The organism is uncultured Roseovarius sp., assembly GCF_963972555.1.
Lineage (GTDB): Bacteria > Pseudomonadota > Alphaproteobacteria > Rhodobacterales > Rhodobacteraceae > Roseovarius > Roseovarius mucosus.
This window is the reverse complement of sequence record NZ_CAXAUM010000028.1, coordinates 1-23,304: the sequence shown is the minus strand read 5'-3', so window position 1 is coordinate 23,304 and position 23,304 is coordinate 1. Positions and strand designations below refer to the sequence as shown.

Here is a 23,304-nt window from a genome sequence, read left to right as displayed (position 1 = left end):
CGGCCTGTCACGCCGGGGGTCGCGGGTTCGAGCCCCGTCAACCGCGCCACTTTCCCCCTTAGGCCTGACAGACCAGCATTGGCGGATCACTCTGCCGCGGCGATGGATTGCTCTGCGAACTGCGGCATCACCTTGTCGATGAAGAGTTGCAGCGAGCGTTTCTGGCGCTCCATGTCGAGCCCCATCGAGGCGTAATAGATGAAGGCATCGACGCCCAAGCCCTCGTATTGGCGCACCTTCTCGGCCACGGTGTCGGGGCTGCCGAAGGCGAGGTTTTCTTCGAGCATGGCAGGATCGGTGCGGGCGTTGCCCTCCAGCTCTGCCAGCGGGACGGGATCGGGGAAGCCGTTGACCACCTCGCCGCGTTTCATCATCAGGTTGCCGAATTGGCCCAGAACGCGGCGCAGGGCCGCGAGGGCGGCCTGCCGGTCCTCCTCGGTCTCGTAGACCGCCGTGTGGCGCATGAGCGCCCAGCGTCCGTCATAGTGCCCGCCATTCCTGGCAATCGCGGCGTCGAGCCGGGCGCGGTAATTCTCGGCCTCGGAAAAGGGCATGGTGAGCGGCCAGCTCATGATGTCGCAGCCATGTTCCACGGCGTAGTCGAAGGTGATGGGCGCACGGGCGGCGACCCAGATCGGCACCTCGGATTGCACCGGTTTGGGGCAGGAGGTGGCGGTGGGGAATTGCCAGTATTCGCCGTCATGGGCGTAGTCGCCTGCCCAGAGGTTTTGCACTACGGGCAGCGATTCCTGCATGTAGCGCCAGCTATCGGGCTGAGCGAGGCCGGGCATCATGCGGTCAAACTCGCGCTGATAGGCGCCCGAGCCGATGCCGAATTCGAGCCGCCCGTCGCTGAGCAGATCGAGCATCGCGGCCTCGCCGGCAAGGCGGATGGGGTGCCAATAGGCGGCGTTGACCACGCCCACGCCCAGGCGGATGCGGCTGGTATGCTCGCCCCACCATGTCAGGATCTGAAAGGGATTGGGGGCGATGGTCATCTCAAGTGCGTGATGCTCTGCCGCCCAGGCGATTTCAAAGCCGCCCGCCTCGGCCATTTGCACCATTTCGAGCGTGTGGTCGCGCAGCGCCTTCATATCCGTCGAAGGATCGAGCCGTTCGAGATTGATTGCAAGGTGGAATTTCATGCCGGTCTCCTGTGATCAGCGCATTTGAAAGGGGTTGGCCATGGGATCGTCGGACATGTTCATCCAGACGGTCTTGGGCCGTGTGTAATCGTAGAGCGCCTGAAAGCCACTCTCGCGGCCATAGCCGCTGGATTTCGTACCGCCGAATTCGGCGATGGGGCTGATGGCGCGGTAGGTGTTGACCCAGACGATACCCGCGCGCACCGCGCGTGACAGGCGCAGGGCGCGGGCGCTGTCGCGGGTAAAGATGCCTGCGGCCAGACCATGTTCGGAGCCATTGGCGAGGGTCAGCGCCTCGGCCTCGGTTTTGAACCGCAGCACCGAGAGGACCGGGCCGAAAAGCTCGGTATCGACGATGCGCAGGTCGGGGGAGGGGCAATCGAGGATCGTGGGTTCAAAGAACATCTCGCCTGCTGCCGCGCGTTTGCCACCGCAGATCAGGCGCGCGCCCTGGGTCTGGGCATGAGCGACCTCGCGTTCGATATGATCGAGTTGCGCGCGGGTGCAAAGCGGGCCCATCTGGGTTTCCTCTTCCATGGGGTCCCCGATGCGGATACTGCGGGCGATGGTGCTGAGGCGGGTGAGGAAATCGTCGGCAATATCCTCGTGCACAATCAGACGCGAGCCTGCGACGCAGCTTTGGCCGGAGGCGCCGAAGATGCCCGCGACCGCGCCGTTCACGGCACTTTCGATGTCGGCATCGGCAAAGACGAGAAAAGGGGATTTGCCGCCCAGTTCCAAGCTTACCTGCGCGAAATTCTGAGTGGAGTTCGTGAGGACATGGCGCGCGGCATTGGGACCGCCGGTAAAGCTGATCCTCGCCACAAGCGGATGCGAGGTGAGCACGCGACCGCAGGGATCGCCGTGGCCGGTGACGATATTGACCACACCGTCGGGGATGCCCGCCTCTGCAATCAGCCGCCCGAATTCGAGGATCACGGCGGGGGCGTGTTCCGAGGTCTTGAGCACGAGCGTATTGCCCGCGGCGAGGGCCGGGCCGAGTTTGACCGCCGTAAGGAAAAGCTGGGAGTTCCACGGCACGATGGCCGCCACCACGCCCAAGGGTTCGCGGTGGGTAAAGACGAACATGTCGGGCTTGTCGATGGGGAGGGTTTCGCCGGTGATCTTGTCGGCGGCGCCGCCGTAGAAATGCAGGAATTCGGCGATATACTTGGCCTGCCAGCGGGTTTCCTTGAACATCTTGCCGGAATCGCGGGTCTCGATCTCGCCCAAGGCTTCGCTGTGGTCGGCCAGCAGATCGCCCAGGCGGCGCAGGCATTGGCCGCGTTGAGTGGGGGTCATGCGCGCCCAGGGGCCGTCGTAACAGGCGCGATGCGCGGCCTCGATGGCGTGGGTCACGTCGGCCTCTGTCGCCTCGGGGGCGGTGGCCCAAACCGTGCCGGTGGCGGGGTTGAAGGTGTCAAACCGGGCACCGTCCGAGGCATCGACCCAAGCGCCGTCGATCAGCATCTGATAGTGTGTGATCATCTCTGGCCCCTTATTCCGCCGCGCAGCACGGGGCATCCTTGGGGATGACCCTGTGATAGCCGCCGTCGCGCCATGCGAGGGGGGCGGCCCCTGCGTCGAAGACGCTGGTGACATGGCCGATCACGATGAGATGGCTGCCCGAGGACACGCTCTGCGCCAGATCACAGGCAAAGCCGGTGGCCCCTTCCAGCAGCGGGGCGGTGCCGGGCGTGCCGTAGCAGTCGATGCCCGAGAAGCGGTCGGTGATCCAGCCATCGTGCCGCCCGGCAAAGCGGTCGGCGATGTCGGTGCTGCCTTCGGGCAGGACATTGACGCAGAACCGGCCATTGGCGGCCACGGCGCGGGCGATCCGGCTCTGCCCGTGCAGGCATACGAGAACCGAAGGCGGATCGGCGGAGACCGAGGCAAAGGCGCTGACCGTGGCCCCGAACCGGCCCATCGGCCCATCGGTCGTAACCACGGTGACCGAGGCCGCGACGCGGCGCATGGCGTGCACGAAGCTGGCTCTGTCCACGGGGGCGGGGAGGGGCTGTTGCATGGGCTGTCCTTGGGTTTGGCGAGTGGTTTTGATCGGCCGTTACAGGCTGACATGAAAGGTGAATTTTTGAAAACGAATTGTTTTGCTGCATATGTTCGAATAATTCGAATTGACCTTCTGTATGGGATGTTTGCACCTGCAGCATTGCGGATTCCTGCCAAGTGATTGCGCTAACTTGGAAAAACGGACTTGTTTGCGGGTTGCGAATCCGTATGACGCTGGACTAGCTGACAGGAATGCGCCGCCGGAGCGGTGTCGGACAGGGTAGGGCGCCCACGCCCAAAAGGGAGAAAGACATGACGGCAGGACGGGTAAATCCGCGTTTTCGGCTGGAAGATCAGGGAATTTCGGGTCTGGGCAAGGTTCATTACAACCTGATGGAGCCTGCCTTGGTCGCGGCTTCGGTGCAGCGCGGCGAAGGAGAATTGGGGCAGGGCGGCACGCTCTTGGTGAGCACGGGTGAATTCACCGGCCGGTCGCCCAAGGACAAGTTCACAGTGCGCACGCCGACCACGGAAAACACGATCTGGTGGGATAACAACCTGCCGATGTCGCCCGAGCATTTCGATCAGTTGCACAAGGATATGCTGGCCTATCTGGCGGGACGCGAAGTCTTTGTTCAGGATCTGGTCGCGGGGGCGGACCCCGAGCACAGCATCAACGTGCGGCTGGTCAATGAACTGGCGTGGCACAACCTCTTTATCCGCCACATGCTGCGTCGCCCCGAGCGCGAGGCGCTGGATCATTTCGTGGCCGATTACACGGTGATCAACTGCACCGGCTTCAAGGCCGACCCCGAGCGCCATGGCTGCCGGTCCGAAACGGTGATCGCGGTCAATATCGACGCCAAGCTGATCCTGATCGGCAACACCGAATATGCGGGCGAGAACAAGAAATCCATCTTTGGGTTGATGAATTACCTGCTGCCTGAAAAGGGTGTGATGCCGATGCATTGCTCGGCCAACCATGCCAAGGACGACCCCGAGGATGCCGCCGTTTTCTTTGGTCTGTCGGGCACCGGCAAGACCACGCTGTCGGCCGATCCGAACCGGACGCTGCTGGGCGATGACGAGCATGGCTGGTCCGACACGGGCACGTTCAATTTCGAGGGTGGCTGCTATGCCAAGACCATCCATCTGAGCGCCGAGGCGGAGCCGGAAATCTATGCCACCTGCTCGATGTTCGGCACGGTGATCGAGAACATGGTCTATGACGCCGAGACACGCGAATTGGACTATGAGGATTCGAGCCTGACCGAGAATATGCGTTGCGCCTATCCTCTGAATTATATCCCCAATGCCTCGGCTACCGGGATTGCGGGGCATCCGCGCAATGTGGTGATGCTGACCTGCGATGCGTTTGGCGTGCTGCCCCCCATCGCGCGGCTGACGCCTGCACAGGCGATGTATCATTTCCTGTCGGGCTTTACCGCCAAGATGGCTGGGACCGAACGGGGCCTGACCGAGCCGCAGCCGGTGTTTTCGACCTGCTTTGGTGCGCCGTTCATGCCGCGCCGTCCCGAAGTGTACGGCAACCTGTTGCGCACCAAGATCGAGAGCCACGGCGCGTCGTGCTGGCTGGTCAATTCGGGCTGGACGGGCGGGGCCTATGGCACCGGATCGCGGATGCCGATCAAGGCCACGCGCGCGCTCTTGACCGCGGCGCTTGATGGCTCGCTCAACGGGGTCGAGTTCCGCAAGGACGAGAATTTCGGCTTTGATGTGCCGGTATCGGTGCCGGGCGTGGCCGATGTGCTGCTTGATCCGCGCCGTACATGGCATGATCCGGCGGCCTATGATGCACAGGCAGCCAAGCTGGTGCAGATGTTTGCGGATAATTTCGCGCAATATTTGCCGCATGTCGATGACGATCTGCGCGCGGTAGCGCTGGGCTAAGATCGGGTTTGGCCCCCCGGTGCCCTCGGATGGGGTGTTCGGGGGGTGCCAAAACATGCCAAAGGCGTTTTGCACCGCAAATTAATGTGCTAGGACCGGGGCGACGCGGGCGTTACGACCCGCGCATCGCAACTGAGAGTGAGATCGCGCATGAGAATCGGCACGTCCCGGGTCCGGCTGTTGGGTGCCCTTGCTGTGGCCATGGTCATAGCGGGCTGTGGTGAAAAAGAAAGCGTCGAGCGCGGCAACGTCAATTACGAGAATTATACCGCGCAGCAGATTTTCGAGCGTGGCGAGTATGATCTGGCGCAGCGCGATCCCGATCTGGCCGCGCAAAGCTTTGCCGAGGTCGAGCGACTCTATCCCTATTCGGACCTGGCCAAGCGGGCGGTGATCATGCAGGCCTTTGCCCATCATCAGGACAAGGCCTATGAGGAAAGCCGTGCCGCGGCCCAACGCTTCATCGACTTTTACCCGACCGATGAGGACGCGGCCTATGCGCAATACCTGCTGGCGCTGAGCTATTACGATCAGATCGACGAGGTCGGGCGCGATCAGGGGCTGACCTTTCAGGCGCTGCAATCGCTACGCGAGGTGATCGAGCGGTATCCCGACAGCGAATATGCCAATGCCGCGATCCTGAAATTCGATCTGGCCTTTGACCACCTGGCGTCGAAGGAAATGGAGATCGGGCGCTATTACCTCAAGCGTGACAATTTCGCGGCGGCCGCCAACCGGTTCCGGGTGGTGGTCGAGGATTTCCAGACCACGACCCATACCGCCGAGGCGCTGCACCGGCTGGTGGAATCCTACCTGTCGCTGGGGCTGGTGAACGAGGCGCGCACGGCGGGGGCCATTCTGGGCCACAATTTCCAGGGCACCGATTGGTATGAGGACAGCTACAAGCTCTTGACCGGGCGGGGCTATACGCTGGAGGCGGCAGGCGACGGCTGGTTGCAGCAGATCTATCGGCAGACCATTCAGGGTCGCTGGCTCTAGAGGGGGCGGGATGCCCCTGCCCGACGGGATGGCCTGATGCTGCGCGCGCTTGAAATTCGCGACATGTTGATTATCGACCGGCTGGACCTTGTGTTCCAGCCGGGCCTAAACGTGTTGACCGGCGAGACCGGCGCGGGCAAGTCGATCCTGCTGGACAGTCTGGGGTTCGTTCTGGGCTGGCGCGGGCGGGCGGAATTGGTGCGCCGGGGTGCCGATCAGGGCGAGGTGGTGGCCGAGTTCGACCTGTCCCCGGATCATCCGGCGCGCGCGGTACTGCGCGAGGCGGGATTGCCCGAGGACGAGGTATTGATCCTGCGCCGGGTCAACAGCGCCGATGGGCGCAAGACGGCCTGGGTCAATGACCGGCGGGTCTCGGGTGAGGTGCTGCGGCAATTGTCGGATGTGCTGGTGGAATTGCACGGGCAGCAGGATGATCGCGGTCTGCTCGATCCCAAGGCGCATCGCGATTTGCTGGATGCGTTTGGCGAATTGGGTGTGCAGCGCGAGGCCGTGCGCACCGCGTGGCGAGATCTGGCGGGCAAGCGCAAGGCGCGGGCTGCGGCAGAGGCGGCGCAGTCGGCATTGCGCGCGGAGGAGGAATTCCTGCGGCATGCGGTGGCGGAGCTTGATGCGCTAAACCCTGAGCCCGGCGAAGAGGTGGCTTTGGACGCGCGCCGCCGCATGATGCAGGGGGCGGAGCGTATTCGCGAGGATATTGCCAAGGCCGCCGAGGCGCTGGGCCTCAACGGGGCCGAAGGGGCGGCGGGCGATGCGCTGCGCTGGCTGGAAGGCGCGGCAGAACGGGCCGAGGGCCAATTGGATCAGGCCATCGCGGCGATTGGCCGGGCGCTGGTGGAACTCGATGAGGCGGGGCGCGGCGTGCTGCGCTGCCTTGAGGCGCTCGAGTTCAACCCGATGGAGCTTGAGGCGGTGGAAGAGCGGCTTTTTGCGATCCGGGGGCTGGCGCGCAAACATGGGGTTTTGCCCGACGATCTGGCGGACTTTGCCGAGGGCTTGCGCGCGCAGTTGACGGCGCTGGACCGGGGCGATGCGGATATGCGCGCGCTGGCGGAGGCGGTGACAGAGGCGGAGACCGAGTATGCCGCAAAGGCCGAGGCGCTGAGTGCGGCGCGGGCGAAAGCCGCAGCGCGGCTTGACGTGGCTGTGATGGCGGAGCTGGCCCCGCTCAAGATGGAGCGGGCGGTGTTCACGACCCAGATGCGCCGGGCCGAGCCGGGGGCATCAGGGCAGGATGACGTTGTGTTTCAGGTGGCGACCAATCCCGGCGCACCGGCGGGACCGCTGGCCAAGATCGCCTCGGGCGGGGAATTGAGCCGGTTTCTGCTGGCGCTCAAGGTGTGCCTCACGGGCACCGAAAGTGGCGTGACGATGATCTTTGACGAGATCGACCGGGGCGTCGGCGGGGCCACGGCGGATGCGGTGGGCCGCAGGCTGGCGCAATTGGCGGCGGGCGGTCAGGTGCTGGTGGTCACGCATTCGCCGCAGGTGGCCGCGCGCGGTGCGCATCACTGGCGGGTGGAAAAGCGGGTCGAGGGGGAGGAAACGCTCTCGACCGTGCGGGCGATGACAGGCGCGGACCGGGTGGACGAGATCGCGCGGATGCTCTCTGGCGAGCGGATCACACCCGAGGCCCGCGCCGCCGCCGAGGCGTTGATGGAAGGGTGAGATGGGGGCGCTGCCCCCGTCGGCCTGTGGCCGACTCCCCCGAGGTATTTTAGGCCAGATGAAGCGCGGTGTCAGTTTCTTGGCGGCACGAGTTTGCCGGGGTTGAGGATGTTGAGCGGGTCCAGGGCCTGTTTGATCGTGCCCATCAGGGCCCAGCCGCCCCCATGTTCGCGCTGCATGTAATCGAGTTTGCCGATCCCGATGCCATGCTCGCCGGTGGCGGTGCCGCCAAGGGCCAGGGCACGTGTGACCATGCGGTCGGAGGCGGCCTTGGCGGCGGCGAGTTCGGCGGGGTTGTCGGGGTCGATGAGCAGGATCGCGTGGAAATTGCCATCGCCGACATGGCCCAGGATCGGCCCCATGACGCCGGATTGGGCGAGATCGCTGCGGGTGTCCTCGATCGCTTCGGCCAGACGCGAGATCGGCACGCAGATGTCGGTGACAATGGCGCGCGCGCCGGGGCGAGAGGCAAGGATGGCGTAATAGGCCTTGTGGCGCATGGTCCAGAGGGCATTGCGCGCCTCGGTCTGGGTGGCCCAGTCGAAATCCGATCCGTTGTGTTCGCGCGCCAAGGCACCAAAGCTCTCGGCCTGTTCGGCGGTGCTGGCGGGGGTGCCGTGGAATTCGAGCAGGAGATGGGGTTTCTCGGGCAGGGACATACCGGAATGGGCGTTGACCGCGCGCACGCTGTCGGTGTCCATCAGTTCGATCCGCGCCATCGGGATACCGCATTGGATGGTGTCGATCACGGTGGACACTGCATCGGCCACGCTGTCGAAGGCGCAGACGGCTGCGGAAATCGCCTCGGGCTGGCCCGCGAGGCGCAGGGTGAGTTCGGTGATGAGACCGAGCGTGCCCTCAGCCCCCACGAAAAGTCCGGTGAGATCATAGCCCGACGAGGATTTGCGCGCGCCGGTGCCGGTGCGGATCACCTCGCCGGTGGCGGTCACGACCTCGAGCGCCAGAACATTGTCGCGCATGGTGCCATAGCGGACGGCGGTGGTGCCGCTGGCGCGGGTCGAGGCCATGCCGCCCAGCGAGGCATTGGCACCGGGATCGACCGGAAAAAAGAGGCCGGAGGCGCGCAGCGCGGTGTTGAGCGCCTCGCGCGTCACCCCCGGTTGCACCCGCGCGGTCATGTCTGCCTCGGCCACATCGAGCACGGCATCCATGCGCGAGAAATCGACCACGACGCCGCCGCGAAACGCCTGCGCCTGCCCCTCGAGCGAGGTGCCGGTGCCCCAGGCCACCACCGGCACGCGGTGGCGGGCGCAGATGGTGACGATCTCGGCCACCTCGGCCGTGCTCTCGGGATAGGCCACGGCATCGGGCGGGCTGGCCGGAAAATGCGATTCACTCTGACCATGCAGGTCGAGATCGGACTTGGACAGGGTGATCCGTTGTCCTAGAGAGGATTGGAGGTCGGCGATGGCGCGGGCGATGTCCATGGGGCGGCTTTCTGAATGGGGCGTCGGGCGCAACCTAATGCATGTCGCCGGAAGGGAAAAGCGCGCGTGCCGCGGTAGATGAGAAGCGCGCGGGTCGCAGTAGATGAGAAGCGCGCGTGCCGCGCGGAGTATGAAGCGCGCGTGCCGCGCGACGGGGAGAGATGCAGGCCGACGAGTCATCCTTTTGGAGCCAGCTGCGCCGGGGCATGGGCGAGAGCCTGCGCGAGGGATGGCGCGTGCTGCGCAAGCGCGGGCCGAGCCAGTTTCAATTCTGGCTGATTGCCCTTGCCATCGGCATTGCCGCAGGCTTTGCGGCGCTGCTCTTTCGCAAGGGGATCATCGCCTTGCAGGGGTTGGTGTACGGCACCGAGGATGTGGCGCGGCTGCATAGCTATGCGGAGCATCTGCCGTGGTACTGGATCCTGGCGCTGCCCATCATGGGCGGGCTGGTGGTGGGGCTGATCCTGCACCGCTTTACCCCTGATGGGCGGGTGCGTTCGGTCGCGGATGTGATCGAGGGGGCCGCGCTCTATGAGGGGCGGGTGGAGCGGCGCGAGGGTCTGGCCTCGGCGGCGGCGTCGCTGATCACGCTGGGCATGGGCGGCTCTTCGGGGCGTGAGGGGCCGGTGGTGCATCTGGCCGGGGTTATTTCCTCTTGGGTGAGCGAGCGCATCCATGCGGATGGGGTCACGGGCCGCGACCTCTTGGGTTGTGCGGTGGCGGCGGCGGTCTCGGCCTCGTTCAATGCGCCCATTGCCGGGGCGCTCTTCGCGCTGGAAGTGGTGCTGCGGCATTTCGCGGTGCATGCCTTTGCGCCGATTGCCATTGCCAGCGTGGCGGGCACGGTGATCAACCGGCTGGAGTTTGGGGGCGTGACCGAATTCACGTTGCCTGAGGCTGGTGTATTGGAATTCTATGCGGAATTGCCGGCCTTTCTGATCCTTGGGCTGGTTTGCGGCGTGGTGGCCGCCGCCCTGATGCGGGCGATTTTTCTGGCCGAGGATGTGGCCGGGCATGTGCAGGCGCGGCTGGACCTGCCGCGCTGGTTGCGGCCCATGGGGGCCGGGGCGCTTCTGGGCGTCATGGCGATTTGGTTTCCGCATATCATCGGGGTTGGATATGAGACCACGTCGGCGGCGCTGACCGGCAAGCTCTTGTGGCATGAGGCGGCGGTGTTTGCCGTGCTCAAGGTGGTGGCGGTGGCGATCACCATTGGCGGGCGGATGGGGGGCGGGGTCTTTTCCCCATCGCTGATGGTCGGCGCGCTGACCGGGTTGGCCTTTGGCCATGTGGCGACAGCGCTTTTGCCCGACTTGTCCGGCGCACACACGCTCTATGCGCTGGCGGGCATGGGGGCGGTCGCGGCGGCGGTGCTGGGCGCGCCAATCTCGACCACGATGATCGTGTTCGAGTTGACCGGAGACTGGCAAACGGGGCTGGCGGTGATGGTGGCGGTCTCGACGTCGACGGCGCTGGGATCACGGCTGGTGCGGCGGTCGTTCTTTCTGGCGCAGCTGATGCGGCGGGGTATTCGGCTTGCGGCGGGGCCGCAGGATTACCTCTTGGGCATGTTCCGGGTGGCCAAGGTCATGCGCGCGCCGGATGATGCGCGCGCAGCGGATGCTGACCAGTGCTGGTCCTTGATCGAGCAGGGGGTTTATCTGGACGTCGCCGCCACGCTGGAACAGGCGATGCCGCTCTTCGAGCGGGCGAATGTGCCCTTTGTGCCAGTGGTCACGCTGTCGGGGGGGGATCAGCCGCCCGAATTGTCGGGCGCACTGTTTCATGTCGATGCGCTCAAGGCCTATAACCGCGCGCTGGCGGCGGTGTCAGAGGAAGAGCACAGCTAAAGCAATTTCAGAAAAAGTTGAGTGACTTTTTGGTTCGAAATTGCGCCAATTCAAACGCTTTAAAGCCGGGTCAGACCCGTTCGACGGTCACCGACTCTGTCGCGTAAAAGGCGATGTGATCCTTGATTTCGGCCACGTCGGGCTTGGGGGATTCATAGCTCCAGGCGGCATTCTCAAGAGTCTGGCTCTTGGTGATGATCGAGAAATAGCGCGCGTCGCCCTTGTAGGGGCAATGGCTGAATTGTTCGGTCTCGTCGAGAAAGGCCATGGCGATGTCGGTGCGCGGAAAATAGATCACGAAGGGATAATCGCCTTCGGTCAATTCCAGCGCATTGCGGCTCTCGGCCAGAACGGCGCCCCCGGCGCGGACCGTCCAGGTGCCCTCGGCCTTGCGAATCGTGATACGTGCCATTGTCCATCCCCTTTTTCTTTTGATCTTGATTTTGGTCTGACGCAGGAACCTAACAGGAATATGTCAGCTTGTCTGCGTTACTTTGTCCAACCATAGCCGGGCCGGAGGCGAAAGCAGAGGGCCAATCTTGTCGCGGCAGGCGGTGTGATAGCTGTTGAGCCAGTCCCGTTCGGGTTTCGTGAGCAGAGTGTCGTCGATGAGGCGGGTATCTATCGGGGTATAGGTCAGTGTTTCGAACCCAAGCTGGGTCGCCCCGTCGCCGCCCGGGGCCGGGTCGAGCGCCGTCACGACGATGAGGTTCTCGATTCGGATGCCAAACGCGCCCTCGCGGTAATAGCCGGGTTCGTTCGAGAGAATCATGCCTGCTTCCAGCGGGGTATCCGAGAGCCGCGAGAGGCGTTGCGGGCCTTCGTGGACGCAGAGATACACACCGACCCCGTGGCCCGTTCCATGGGCGTAATCCTGATCCGCGAGCCACAGCGGCATGCGCGCGATGGCATCAAGGTCGCGCCCCGCCAGCCCCTTGGGGAAGCGCAGGCGCGAGATGGCGATCATGCCCTGCAACACACGGGTGAAGGCCGCGCGCTCGGCGGCACCTGGGGTGCCGATGGGCAGGGTCCGTGTGATGTCGGTGGTCCCGTCGAGATATTGCCCGCCACTGTCGAGCACGAGCAACTCGCCGTCAAGGAGGCGGCGGTTGCTGGCCTCGGTCACGCGGTAATGCGGCAGCGCGCCGTTGGGGCCGGAGCCGGCGATGGTGTCAAAGCTGATGTCGAGCAGTTTGCCAGTGGCGGCGCGGGCCTGCTCGAGCCGCCGCACCACGTCGATTTCGGTGAGCGTGCCGGGGGGCTGTGCGTCGAACCAGCTGAGGAACTCGCACATTGCGGCCCCGTCGCGCAGGTGGGCGGCGCGGGTGGCAGAAATTTCGGCTGGCGTCTTGCGCGCCTTGGGCAGAAGGCAGGGATCAGCGCCCCATTGATGAGCGATTTCGGCGGCCTCGAGGACCTGCGCCACGCGCAAAGGCACAGAGGCGCGGTCAAGGCGCACCGAGCCAGGGAGGGTGGCCAGCGCCGCCTCGAACGCGTCGGGGGGGCTGAGCGTGACCTCTGGTCCCAGATGTGCGCGGGCGGCGGCATCCAGCTTGGCGGGGTCGGTGAAGAGTTCGGCGCGCCCGTCATCATGCAGGATGGCAAAGCCCTGCGCCACCGGGTTGCGGGGGATGTCACGGCCCCGGATATTGAAGAGCCACGCGATCGAGTCGGTGAGGGTGAGGACCGCCGATTTCTGGCCAGCCTTGCGCAGGGTTTCGGCCAAGGCTGCGCGTTTTTCAGAAGAACTGGCCCCTGCGAGCGTGTCGGGCCAAGGGGTGATGGCCCCTTGCGGGGGCGCGGGGCGATCGGACCAGATGGCGTCGATCAGGTTGGCATGGGGTTCAAGGCGGATTGCGGTGCCTGACAGGGCCTCGGTCAGGGCGTCGATCTGTTCAGGGGTGTAGAGCCAGGGATCAAAGCCCACGGTGCCGCCCTCTGGCAGATGCTCGCGCAGCCAGGGGCCAAGGCGGGTGTCGGGCCAATCAACGGGGGTGAAATGCGGGATGGCGACCTGCGCGCGGACCTGCACGCGGTAGCGCCCGTCCGTAAATACGCCTGCCACATCCGGCAGCACCGCGCAGAACCCGGCAGAACCGGTAAAGCCCGTGAGCCAAGCCAGACGGTCATCGCAGGGGGCCACGTATTCGCCCTGATGGGCATCGGCGCGGGGCACGAGCCAGCCCGCAAGCCGGGCCTCGGCCATGGCGCGGCGGAGACGCTCCAGCCGGGGCGGGCCCTGATCGGGGTGTGCGGGTTGGGTGAAGGACTGAAACATGCGTTCTCCTGCGGGGCGGTCGGGGTTTGGGGGCGCTGCCCCCGTCCCGGATTTCATCCGGGCCTCCCCCGAGGTATTTCGGGCCAGATGAAACCGGGCCAAAGGAAACAGGGGGGGTCAGCCCGCGCGGCGGATGCCCATGACGCGGGCACGGGCGCGCGGGTCGCTGTCAAAAAGCGCGGCCAGCTGCTCGGTCATGGCACCCGCCAATTGGTCGGCGTCGGTGATGGTCACGGCGCGCTGGTAATAGCGGGTCACGTCATGGCCGATGCCGATGGCCAGCAGTTCCACCTGTTTGCGGCGCTCGACCATGGCGATCACGTCGCGCAGGTGTTTTTCCAAGTAATTGGCGGGGTTGACCGAGAGCGTCGAGTCATCGACCGGCGCGCCGTCGGAGATCACCATCAGGATCTTGCGCGCTTCCTTGCGCTGGATCATGCGGCGGTGCGCCCATTCGAGCGCCTCGCCGTCGATGTTTTCCTTCAAGAGCCCCTCTTTCATCATCAGTCCGAGATTGTCGCGGGTGCGGCGCATGGGGGCATCGGCGGATTTATAGACGATGTGGCGCAGGTCGTTGAGGCGGCCGGGCAATTGCGGGCGGCCCTCGGCCAGCCATTTTTCGCGGCTTTGGCCGCCTTTCCAGGCGCGGGTGGTGAAGCCGAGGATTTCCACCTTGACCGAGCAGCGTTCCAGCGTGCGCGCCAGAACATCGGCGCAGATGGCGGCGATGGAAATGGGGCGACCGCGCATCGAGCCGGAATTATCCAGAAGCAGCGTCACCATCGTGTCGCGGAATTCGGTATCCTTTTCCACCTTGAAGCTGAGCGGCGTGGTCGGGTTGGCCACCACGCGCGCAAGACGGCCTGCGTCCAAGATGCCCTCTTCTCGGTCGAATTCCCACGAGCGGCTTTGTTGGGCCTGAAGGCGGCGTTGCAGCTTGTTGGCAAGGCGCGAGACCGCGCCCTTGAGCGGTTCCAACTGTTGATCGAGATAGGCGCGCAGGCGTTCCAACTCGACCGGGTCGGCCAGATCCTCGGCGCGGATTTCTTCGTCGAAGGCGGTGTTGTAGACGGTGTAATGGGGATCGGCGTCGGAGATGGGCGCAGGGGCGGGCGGCTCGAGCGGGGCTTCGCCCTCGGGCAGCTCGGTTTCGTCCTGCATCTCTTCGTCGGACATATCCTCCATGCTGACCTGCGCCTGGGCCGCGTCCTGCTGTTCGTCCTGGCTGCGCTCGGGGTCGGCTTCGGCCTCGGTTTCCTGGCTGTCGTCCTGACCGGTGCTGTCGGGCTCTTCCTGCTCTTCGCCGCTCTCTTCGGCCTCGTCCTGCTGGTCGTCGTCCATGCTGTCGGGGTCATCGCCCAACTGGTCGCCGTAGCCCAGATCCTCGATGATGCGGCGGGCGAATTTGGCGAAAGCGGTCTGATCGGCGAGAGTATCCTGAAGCGCGCCGAGCGTGCCGCCGGCCTGTTCCTCGATAAAGCCGCGCCAGAGGTTCATCACGTTTTGCGCGCCTGCGGGCATGTCGCGGCCCGTGGCGAGGTGGCGGATGAGGTATCCGGCGGCGGCGGGCAGGGGGGCGTCGGCGGTGGAGGTTATGCGCTCGAACCCCAGACGATTGGCGTCCTGCGCAATCTTGGCGTCGATATTGGTGGCGGTGCCGGGCATGTCGCGGGCACCCACCGCCTCGCAACGGGCGGTTTCCATCGCCTCGTAGAGGTCGCGCGCCATGTCGCCGGGGGGCGCGTAGCGGGCATGGGTGCCCGCATCATGGAATTTGTGGCGCAGCGCCAGCGCATCGGCGGTGCCGCGGGCCAAGAGCACCTCTTCGCGGCTCATGCGGCGCGAGACCTGCGGCAGGCGCATGGCATCGCCGGAGATGCCGCTGGGGTCCACCGAATAGCTGACCGTCAGGTCGGAATCGTCCGCCATCACCTTGGTGGCGTTGGCGAGCGCCTTTTTGAACGGATCGGCGGGGTTGTCGGTGGGTTTGTTCATCGGGCTGTCCCCGTGGTTTTGGCAGTTAGCGATGTGTTAACCGAAAGTTTGCAAGGATGCATCCAAGAGCCTATCTTGGGCTGAGAGGGAGACGCCGAATGGCAAAGACACCGGACAATCATACCGTAGCACTCTTGCAGGAGATGCGCCGCGAAATGCGAGAGCGGTTTGACGCGATTGATACCCGATTTGACGGCATAGAAAGCCGGTTTGACGGTGTCGATGCGCGTATTAACGGACTTACGCATATCCTGACCCTGATGGCGGCACATTCCCACGATCTTGACACGCGCGTGTCCACGATGGAAGACGCGGCCAAGGCCGAGGTCTGACGCCGCCGTTCGCGTCACCGCACTTTCACATTCGCGGCACTCTCGGGCAGTTCCTCGTCAAAGCAGCGCTGGTAGAATTCGGCCACGGTCTGACGCTCCAACTCGTCGCATTTATTGAGGAAGGTCAGGCGGAAGGCGTAGCCCACGTTGCGGAAAATGGTGGCGTTTTGCGCCCATGCGATCACGGTGCGGGGGCTCATGACGGTTGAAAGCTCGCCATTCATGAAGGCGGTGCGGCTGAGGTCTGCGACCGTCACCATGCGGCTGATGGTCTTGCGCCCCTCGGCGGTGTTGTAGAGCGGGTTCTTGGCCAGCACGATGGCGGTTTCGGCATCATGGCTGAGATAGTTGAGCGTGGCGACGAGCGACCAGCGGTCCATCTGGCCCTGATTGATCTGCTGGGTGCCGTGATAAAGCCCGGTGGTGTCGCCCAGACCCACGGTGTTGGCCGTGGCGAAGAGGCGGAAATAGGGGTTGGGCGAAATCACCTCGTTCTGGTCCAGAAGCGTGAGCTTGCCGTCGGCCTCCAGCACGCGCTGGATCACGAACATCACGTCGGCGCGGCCTGCGTCATATTCGTCGAACACGATGGCGGTCGGGTTGCGCAGCGCCCAAGGCAGGATGCCTTCGTGGAATTCCGTCACCTGCACGCCGTCGCGCAGCTTGATCGCGTCCTTGCCGATGAGGTCGATCCGGCTGATGTGGCTGTCGAGGTTGACACGCACGCAGGGCCAGTTGAGGCGGGCAGCGACCTGTTCGATATGGGTGGATTTGCCGGTGCCGTGATACCCTTGGATCATCACGCGGCGGTTGTGGGAAAACCCGGCGAGGATCGCGAGCGTGGTGTCGGGATCGAATTTATAGGTCGAGTCGAATTCCGGCACACGCTCGGTCCGGGTGGCGAAACCCTTGACGATCATGTCGGTGTCGATGCCGAATGTCTCGCGGACCGAGATTTCCTCGGTCGGTTTCGCGTTGATGTCCATCATTCCGTCAGCCATTACGCCGGTCCTTCAATCGGGTCGTTTCTCAGGTCTCGTCGTGCAACATATCGCAGCAGAGGGCAAGGGGAAGGGGCAAGATTGCGCTGGCCTTATGACGGGGGCGCGTTTGGCCTGATCCCGCGGTCAGTCGGTGCTTTGGGCGATGTCGGCGAGGGTTTCGGCGTCGAGAATCCGCACCATGCCGCGCTCAACGGTCACGATGCCACGCCGCGCCAACGCATCGAGGCGGCGCGAGACCACTTCGCGGGCAGAGCCGATCATCACGGCGATTTCGGCATGGGTGGCATGGAGCGTGCCGCTCGCCGCCCGGTCGAGCAGGCATTGCGCGAGGCGGGTCTCAATGCGCTGAAAGGCCACGCGGTCGAGCAGGTGCATCATGGATTGCAGGCGTTGCGCGAAGGCCGCGAAAACGAAATGCCGGAATGCGTCGGAGAGATCCATGAGCCGCAGGAACATATCGCGCGGCACCAGCACCAGTTCGCAAGCCGTGCGGGTGATCGCCTCGCCGGAGTAATCGTTGCCGCCCATGAGGCCAAGGGTGGACTGCACGCAGCTCTGCCCCGGTTCGACCGCGTAAAGCAGGAGTTCACGCCCCGAAGCGCCGGTGAGATAGACATCGACCCGGCCCGAGAGCATGACCACGAAGCCCTTGACCGTATCGCCGGGGTGAAACAGCACGGTGCCCGCAGGCGAGGTCATGGGCGTCAGGCGGTCGAGCAGGGCACGCGCCTCGGGGTCGAGCGGCGGCAGGCCGGGCGCGCGCGCCACCCATGCCATCAGCCGCGCCCGCGGTTCTCGAACCGGGGCAGCATCGCCGAGAAATCGCGGCCGGCGCCATCCTCGGCTTCGACGAATTGCGCGTAGAGGTCACAGGCGGCGCGGCCCATCGGCGTGTCGGCATCCGCCGCCTCGGCGGCCTGTTGCGAGAGGCGCAGGTCCTTGAGCATGAGGTCGGCGGCAAAGCCCGGTTTGTAGTCGTTGTCGGCGGGGGATTTGGGGCCAACGCCGGGGGCCGGGCAATAGGCGTTCAACGACCAGCTATAGCCCGAAGAGGTCGAGACCACATCGAACATCGCCTGCCGGTCGAGCCCCAGCTTGTCGGCCAGGGCAAAGGCCTCGCAGGTGGCGATCATGGTGACGCCGAGGATCATGTTGTTGCAGATCTTGGCCGCCTGACCATTGCCGGAGGGGCCGCAATGCACCGCCTTTTGTCCCATGATGTCAAAGAGGTCGCGGGCGATGTTAAAGCCCGCCTCATCGCCGCCGACCATGAAGGTGAGCGTGCCTGCGGTGGCACCTCCGACGCCGCCCGACACCGGCGCATCGAGCGCCGAGAGGCCCGCCGCCTGCGCCTCTGCCGCCACATCGCGGGCGCTGGCAACGTCGACGGTGGAGCAGTCCAGCAGCACGGCACCGGGGGTCATGGCCGGGATCACCTCGGCTGCGACGCGGCGCAAGATGGCCCCGTTGGGCAGCATGGTGATGACCACGGCGGCGTCGCGCGCGGCCTCTGCGGCGCTGGTGGTCATGGCCACGCCGTCGATCTTGACCTCTGCCATGTCAAAGCCGGTGACGTCATGGCCTGCGCGGGCCAGATTGGCCGCCATAGGTCCACCCATATTGCCCAGCCCGATAAACCCGATCTTCATGTTCCTGTCTCCTCCAGCGTCAGGGCGTCTTTGCCCAAGGGTTGCAGCATCTGCGCGACCGCTACGCCGGGCAGGCTATCAAGCCCATGTTTCCAATTCGGTTTTCTGTCCTTGTCGATGATCGCGGCGCGGATGCCTTCGAGGAAATCGCCCTGTTCCATCGCACGATAGGTGAAACGGTATTCAAGGCCAAGGGCGCGCGTAATATCGACGACGGGGCCGCGCAGACGGTGGATCATCTCGATGGCACAGGCCATCGAGAGGGGCGAATTGCGACTGAGGAGTTTCAATGTGTCGCGCGCGAAATCGCTGTCCTCGGCGCGCAGGGCGTTGAGGATGTCGTGCAGTGTCTCGCCACCGAAATGGCGGTCGATCTGGGGGCTGAGGGCACGCAAGGCACCGGGCGGTGGTGTCTCGGCGTGGGCGGCGATCACGGCCGGATCGCCGGTTTCCACCAGTGCGGCGGTGAGCGCGTCCCACTTGAGCTCCGGGACGTAAACGTCTGCGAATCCGGCATGAATCGCATCATCCGGCCCCATGCGGCTGCCGGTGGTGCCGAGGTATTCGCCCAAGCGCCCCGGCGCGCGGGCGAGGATCAGGGAGCCGCCCACATCGGGCACAAGGCCGATGCCGCATTCGGGCATGGCGATTTGCGTGCTCTCGCAGGTGACGCGATGCGACCCGTGACAGGAAATGCCCACGCCGCCCCCCATGACAAAGCCCTGCATCAGCGCGACATAGGGTTTGGGATAGCGCGCGATCCTGGCATTGAGACGGTATTCATCGGCCCAGAAGCGGCGGCCGAAGCCATAGTCGCCCGCGCGCCCGGTGTCGTAAAGCTGCTGAATGTCGCCGCCGGCGCAAAACGCCTTGTCGCCTGTCGCGTCGACCAGGATGACGGCCACGTCATCGTCCGAGCGCCAGTCCTCCAGCGCCGCCTCTATGGCCGTGGCCATGTCGTAGCTCAGCGCATTGAGCGCCTTGGGGCGGGTGAGGGTGATGCGCCCGGCGCGGCCCTCTTTGCGGATGTGGATATCCGTGCTCATTGGTCCGCCAGCATCTGCCGCGCCACGATCAGGCGCATGATCTCGTTGGTGCCTTCGAGAATTTCATGCACGCGCAGGTCGCGGACCAGTTTCTCGATCCCGTAATCGGCCAGATAGCCGTAGCCGCCATGTAGTTGCAGGCATTGGTTGACCACGCGGCTGCCGGTTTCGGTCACGAATTTCTTGGCCATGGCGCAGAATTTCGTGGCATCGGGCGCGTCATGGTCGAGCTTCCACGCCGCCTGGCGGAGGAAGGTGCGGGCGGCCTGAAGCTCGATCTCCATATCGGCGAGGCGGAATTGCAGCGCCTGAAACTGGTCGATCGGTTTGCCGAAGGCGCGGCGCTCGGCCATATAGCCGAGTGTCTGGTTGAGACCCTGCTGGGCCGCCCCAAGCGAGCAGGCGGCGATGTTAAGACGGCCGCCATCAAGGCCATTCATCGCATAAGTGAAACCTTTGCCCTCTTCACCCACCAGGTTGTCGGCAGAAATGTTGCAATTGTCAAACTGCACCTGCCGGGTCGGTTGGCTGCGCCAGCCCATTTTATCCTCGAGCCCGCCATAGCTGAGCCCCGCTGTGCCATCCTCGACATAGACGGTCGAGATGCCCTTGGGGCCATCGCCGCCGGTGCGGACCATGACGACATAGGCGTCAGAATAGCCGCCGCCGGAAATGAAGGCCTTGGTGCCGTTGAGGGCATAGCCCTCATTGGTGCGCTCGGCGCGGGTCTTGAGGGCGGCGGCGTCAGAGCCGGAACCGGGCTCGGTCAGGCAATAGGACAGCACGGTTTCCATGGTTAGGGCGCGGGGCAGAACGCGCGCTTTCATCTCTGCGCTGGCGAATTTGTCGATCATCTTGGCGCACATGTTGTGGATCGAGAGGAACGCCGCGACCGAGGGGCAGGCCATCGAGAGCGCCTCGAACACCAGCGTCGCATCAAGGCGCGTAAGGCCCGAGCCGCCCGCCTCCTCGCTCACATAGAGGCCGCCAAAGCCAAGGGCCGCGATTTCCGGCCAAAGCTCCTTGGGAATGGTGCCAGCCCGTTCCCAATCGCGGGCATGCGGCGCGATGCGGTCCTGTCCAAAGGCATGGGCCATGTCGAAAATGGCGGTCTGTTCCTCGGTAAGGGCGAAATCCATCGGCGGCTCCTCTACGCTGAAATGAACGGCTGTTTAATTAAAAACTATTTCAGAACTATTGCAAAGGGGGGATGGGGGGAAGGTTTGTGTGTAGCGTGACTGTTGTAGCGTGACAGCGAAGTTTGCAGTGAATTACAGTGAAGTTTACAGCAACGGGGTTTTTGGAAATGGCGACTTTCATGGCCGGCCCAAGGCGGGCACCCATCTAGTTCCGGCGCGCCGCAACGCAGCTTCCTGAAAGCAGAGCTCGCCTGAGTGACCTCACGCTTTGCCAGCGACCAACGTAGTCGAACTCAAACTCTCTCCCTCGCAGGTGCGGCGAAATACCAAAGGAGCTCTTCAAAACGCTCCAAAAAAAGGCTCTTCCAATAATTTGTTCGAGTAAACGTGTGGAATTTTCTAAGGGCGGCTGGGGAACTTAAAAACTTGTCTACAATTTCTTCACCGAAGCCATCTATCTTTACGCTTCGGAAATCTTGATCATTCAAACCGAGCCTAGCCTGTATCCAAGTGACTGAAGCTTCCGACAAATGTCCAGCCTCCCGCTTTTCAATGATGGTCTCACCGCAAAGACCATTCTTGACATCGAAGTGAAGCCAAAAGCAGGTTCCGGCGTCAACCGAGTCATCCTGAACAGCCACTCTATCCAATATATCCGATGTTAGCTGACTGACTGCAGCGAACTCCTTGACGATGAAATATGGGATACAGTTCTCTAACTCGTGGCCTACAGTGCAGAACGCTCGTCCAACAAAAGAGGCAGCTGTTGACGCTGTGTCTTCATTTCGTCGGCGTTGGATCGCAAGGACATTCCTTGCAGTCACGCCCTTTTTTGAGCAAGGAGCCAACATATCTGTGTCTACGATGCAGCATACGACCTTGCCCTTATTAACTTCGGTTTCGAAGACTGGAACAATTCTGCTACCGCCAGAATGCACAGGTTCAAAATTAAAATTAGGGACATTGGTCAGCTTTCGAGCTTCACCTAACACATGCTTGTACAAACCAGCATCATTCACTATGTCTTCTAGCACTAACGCGGCTCGACTCTCGGCGTATTCACCAGCTAAGAAAGCATCAACGCCAATTTTAAAAAAGCCTTCGTTCATCTGACACACACCAATACTTTCAAAGCCAATTTGAAGAAAGACACCAGAACTCTTCGGTAGTGCACCGCGCATCGCATACTGTTCACGAATTCCAACTAGGTGACTCTTGTGGCGGGCACTCAATGCCAAGTTCTCTAGTGCCCAATCCGCAAGGACTCGAGACAATACGAAATAATGTCGGCCTCGACGATCTGTTTCGATTAGTCTGCTAAAAAGGTCTTCGACCTGGGCCCCATCTTGGGCCTCTAGCTGCTCACTAGTTTCATCAAGAAGAAATATCATGTTCAGCTGTAGTTGAAAAAACCGAAGGGCCAGTTGTTCAAGACACCACCTTCATCGAATTCAGCGAGTGAGACGTCAGTCGGAGAGTTAATGTCGTCTTCGGCAGAGAAGATTACAATTTGGACATCATTATGGGAGATTTTACCGCCCTCGATCAATTCACCGAGTCTGTTGATGAGTGCTTCACTATGCGTTTCGATAACCAATCTGACATCGGCTCTTCGGGCGTGGTCTTTGCCTTGCCGGATTGCTCCAGCAAATACGTCGGCGAGTTTGGCCTGATGGGCAGGGTGCAAGTGCAACTCTGGCTGCTCAATGGCAAGAGTTTGAGAAATGCTTGAGCCGCGAAAGTTTGAAGGACGATCCGTACGACGAACGCCAGCCCACCAAATCATTCCAAGGACTGGCAAAATCTGAGAAACCCCATATCCAGTGTCCGTTACATTAACCGAACGGCTACCAGCTCTAAGATTGATAGTGATGTGGCCCCCACTTGAACCAAGTTCAATGCCATAACCAAAAATGTTCTCGACCCACTCAGAAAATTGTGAGAGACGATTCGGTGTCAACGATGCCAAGAACATTGGAAAATTCTGCCCATCCGAGGATATTTCAGACACTTCAAGCTCTTGCTTTCGGTAGAATCGTTCGCCCGCTGCGCGAGCAGGGCCGATGTAACCGACCCCTCGAAAATAGTCGGTGAGTTCTTCCTCCAGCACCTCAAGAAGAGTGAAAGATCTCGACATCATGTAAAGAGATCTAATATTCCTTGAGATCTTCGATTTCGGCTCTTCCCGGATTCGCTCATACAAGCGTTTAAAAGTTTTCGTATTGGTAGCGCGTTCAAAACCTATCAGCATCTCATTGTTCAAAGATTCTGCTGAGAGGATTCTTCGAACTTCTCTTTCAATGGTTGCGTCACTCAAGTTGTTCGGGGTGTTAGCTTGTAGGAGTCGCTCTAATGTTTCGGCAAAAACCATGTTGTGATGCGCATAGCGCTTAACTGAAGCAGTGCTTTCCTTCGATTTCGCAATGAACATTGGATGCGTAAACAATCGTGGATTAATGCGGTCAATTTCGTAACCACGTATCAGTTCAGCAACATTTACACCATTCACCCGCAAACTGTTTTCCGAAGAATTCTTATGTGAGAAGGTCGCGTCGAAGTTGATACCTTCGGATGGCACATCCAGTTCAATTCTTTTCAAGAACGTCTTTCCTGAATGAGCACTTACTGCAAATGCGACACTAAGTTCCTCAACGTTAATTCTGGTTCTTTGACTGTAGTACGTTCTGTAGTACGGATAGCGTTCACGATGATTGACTGACAAATCCCTCACAAAAAATGAGAACACTGCCTCGCTATTGACCTGCCACTGAACTTTCATCCAGCCGCGACCGGAGCCCGGTTGGTGTTTACG

Annotated in this window: 19 protein-coding genes; 5 read left to right on the top strand and 14 right to left on the bottom strand. The window is 62.6% G+C overall.

All coding sequences use genetic code 11. From position 1 onward, the window contains the following. Positions 1-86 precede the first annotated feature (86 nt). From AACZ65_RS17655 to AACZ65_RS17645, 3 genes are read right to left on the bottom strand one after another with little or no spacing between them, the layout of a single operon-like run. Positions 87-1,145, bottom strand: coding sequence for an LLM class flavin-dependent oxidoreductase (locus AACZ65_RS17655; protein WP_339673119.1), 1,059 nt, complete (start codon positions 1,143-1,145; stop codon positions 87-89). 15 nt (positions 1,146-1,160) lie between these two features. Continuing rightward, positions 1,161-2,633: an aldehyde dehydrogenase gene (locus tag AACZ65_RS17650; RefSeq protein WP_339673117.1), complete on the bottom strand. Its 1,473-nt coding sequence runs from the start codon at positions 2,631-2,633 to the stop codon at positions 1,161-1,163. Between the two features lie 10 nt (positions 2,634-2,643). Continuing rightward, on the bottom strand, positions 2,644-3,171 hold the full coding sequence (locus AACZ65_RS17645; protein WP_339673115.1) for a flavin reductase family protein: 528 nt from the start codon (positions 3,169-3,171) through the stop codon (positions 2,644-2,646). 296 nt (positions 3,172-3,467) lie between these two features. Between AACZ65_RS17645 and AACZ65_RS17640 the strand changes: the two genes are divergently transcribed. The 3 genes from AACZ65_RS17640 to recN all read left to right on the top strand — a co-directional run bounded on the left by AACZ65_RS17640 (position 3,468) and on the right by recN (position 7,751). Beyond that, positions 3,468-5,066: a phosphoenolpyruvate carboxykinase gene (locus AACZ65_RS17640; protein ID WP_339673112.1), complete on the top strand. Its 1,599-nt coding sequence runs from the start codon at positions 3,468-3,470 to the stop codon at positions 5,064-5,066. 150 nt (positions 5,067-5,216) lie between these two features. After that, positions 5,217-6,065: an outer membrane protein assembly factor BamD gene (locus AACZ65_RS17635; protein WP_037268433.1), complete on the top strand. Its 849-nt coding sequence runs from the start codon at positions 5,217-5,219 to the stop codon at positions 6,063-6,065. Between the two features lie 36 nt (positions 6,066-6,101). Next, entirely contained in the window at positions 6,102-7,751 is a 1,650-nt protein-coding gene (recN, locus tag AACZ65_RS17630; protein WP_339673109.1) for a DNA repair protein RecN, read from the top strand. 71 nt (positions 7,752-7,822) lie between these two features. Here recN and AACZ65_RS17625 read toward each other — a convergent pair whose 3' ends face one another. Then, on the bottom strand, positions 7,823-9,199 hold the full coding sequence (locus tag AACZ65_RS17625) for an FAD-linked oxidase C-terminal domain-containing protein (RefSeq protein ID WP_339673107.1): 1,377 nt from the start codon (positions 9,197-9,199) through the stop codon (positions 7,823-7,825). A 161-nt stretch (positions 9,200-9,360) separates the two neighbouring features. Between AACZ65_RS17625 and AACZ65_RS17620 the strand changes: the two genes are divergently transcribed. Further along, positions 9,361-11,049 (top strand): chloride channel protein, encoded by a 1,689-nt coding sequence (locus AACZ65_RS17620; protein ID WP_339673105.1) that lies wholly within the window; start codon positions 9,361-9,363, stop codon positions 11,047-11,049. A 70-nt stretch (positions 11,050-11,119) separates the two neighbouring features. On the opposite strand, the gene AACZ65_RS17615 is transcribed toward AACZ65_RS17620, so the two are convergent. From AACZ65_RS17615 to cobT, 3 genes are all read right to left on the bottom strand, one after another. Continuing rightward, entirely contained in the window at positions 11,120-11,461 is a 342-nt protein-coding gene (locus AACZ65_RS17615) for a DUF427 domain-containing protein (protein ID WP_339673103.1), read from the bottom strand. Positions 11,462-11,524: 63 nt separating this feature from the next. Next, positions 11,525-13,327, bottom strand: a complete 1,803-nt coding sequence (locus tag AACZ65_RS17610; protein WP_339673101.1) for an aminopeptidase P family protein — start codon at positions 13,325-13,327, stop codon at positions 11,525-11,527. 117 nt (positions 13,328-13,444) lie between these two features. Then, positions 13,445-15,322 (bottom strand): cobaltochelatase subunit CobT, encoded by a 1,878-nt coding sequence (gene cobT / locus AACZ65_RS17605; RefSeq protein ID WP_339673099.1) that lies wholly within the window; start codon positions 15,320-15,322, stop codon positions 13,445-13,447. Positions 15,323-15,420: 98 nt separating this feature from the next. Here cobT and AACZ65_RS17600 point away from each other — a divergent pair, with 98 nt between their 5' ends. After that, complete coding sequence (locus AACZ65_RS17600; RefSeq protein ID WP_339673097.1) at positions 15,421-15,654, top strand: hypothetical protein; 234 nt, start codon at positions 15,421-15,423, stop codon at positions 15,652-15,654. Positions 15,655-15,668: 14 nt separating this feature from the next. On the opposite strand, the gene cobS is transcribed toward AACZ65_RS17600, so the two are convergent. From cobS to AACZ65_RS17565, 7 genes are all read right to left on the bottom strand, one after another. Then, on the bottom strand, positions 15,669-16,655 hold the full coding sequence (cobS, locus tag AACZ65_RS17595) for a cobaltochelatase subunit CobS (RefSeq protein ID WP_339673095.1): 987 nt from the start codon (positions 16,653-16,655) through the stop codon (positions 15,669-15,671). Positions 16,656-16,781: 126 nt separating this feature from the next. After that, entirely contained in the window at positions 16,782-17,435 is a 654-nt protein-coding gene (locus AACZ65_RS17590; RefSeq protein ID WP_339673093.1) for a Crp/Fnr family transcriptional regulator, read from the bottom strand. Beyond that, the gene (mmsB, locus tag AACZ65_RS17585) at positions 17,435-18,307 is read right to left on the bottom strand and encodes a 3-hydroxyisobutyrate dehydrogenase (RefSeq protein WP_339673091.1); all 873 of its coding nucleotides are present in this window, start codon (positions 18,305-18,307) and stop codon (positions 17,435-17,437) included. Before mmsB ends, AACZ65_RS17590 begins: the two co-directional genes overlap by 1 nt. Beyond that, positions 18,304-19,353 carry an enoyl-CoA hydratase/isomerase family protein gene (locus tag AACZ65_RS17580; protein ID WP_339673088.1) on the bottom strand — a complete coding sequence of 350 codons (1,050 nt, stop codon included), beginning with the start codon at positions 19,351-19,353 and terminating at the stop codon, positions 18,304-18,306. The genes mmsB and AACZ65_RS17580 overlap by 4 nt, the downstream gene beginning before the upstream one ends. Next, on the bottom strand, positions 19,350-20,492 hold the full coding sequence (locus AACZ65_RS17575; protein ID WP_339673085.1) for an acyl-CoA dehydrogenase family protein: 1,143 nt from the start codon (positions 20,490-20,492) through the stop codon (positions 19,350-19,352). Before AACZ65_RS17575 ends, AACZ65_RS17580 begins: the two co-directional genes overlap by 4 nt. 293 nt (positions 20,493-20,785) lie before the next feature. Further along, the gene (locus AACZ65_RS17570; RefSeq protein WP_339673083.1) at positions 20,786-21,883 is read right to left on the bottom strand and encodes a hypothetical protein; all 1,098 of its coding nucleotides are present in this window, start codon (positions 21,881-21,883) and stop codon (positions 20,786-20,788) included. 2 nt (positions 21,884-21,885) lie between these two features. After that, positions 21,886-23,304, bottom strand: a 1,419-nt coding sequence (locus AACZ65_RS17565; RefSeq protein WP_339673080.1) for a DUF3696 domain-containing protein, incomplete at its 5' end; no start/stop codon positions are given.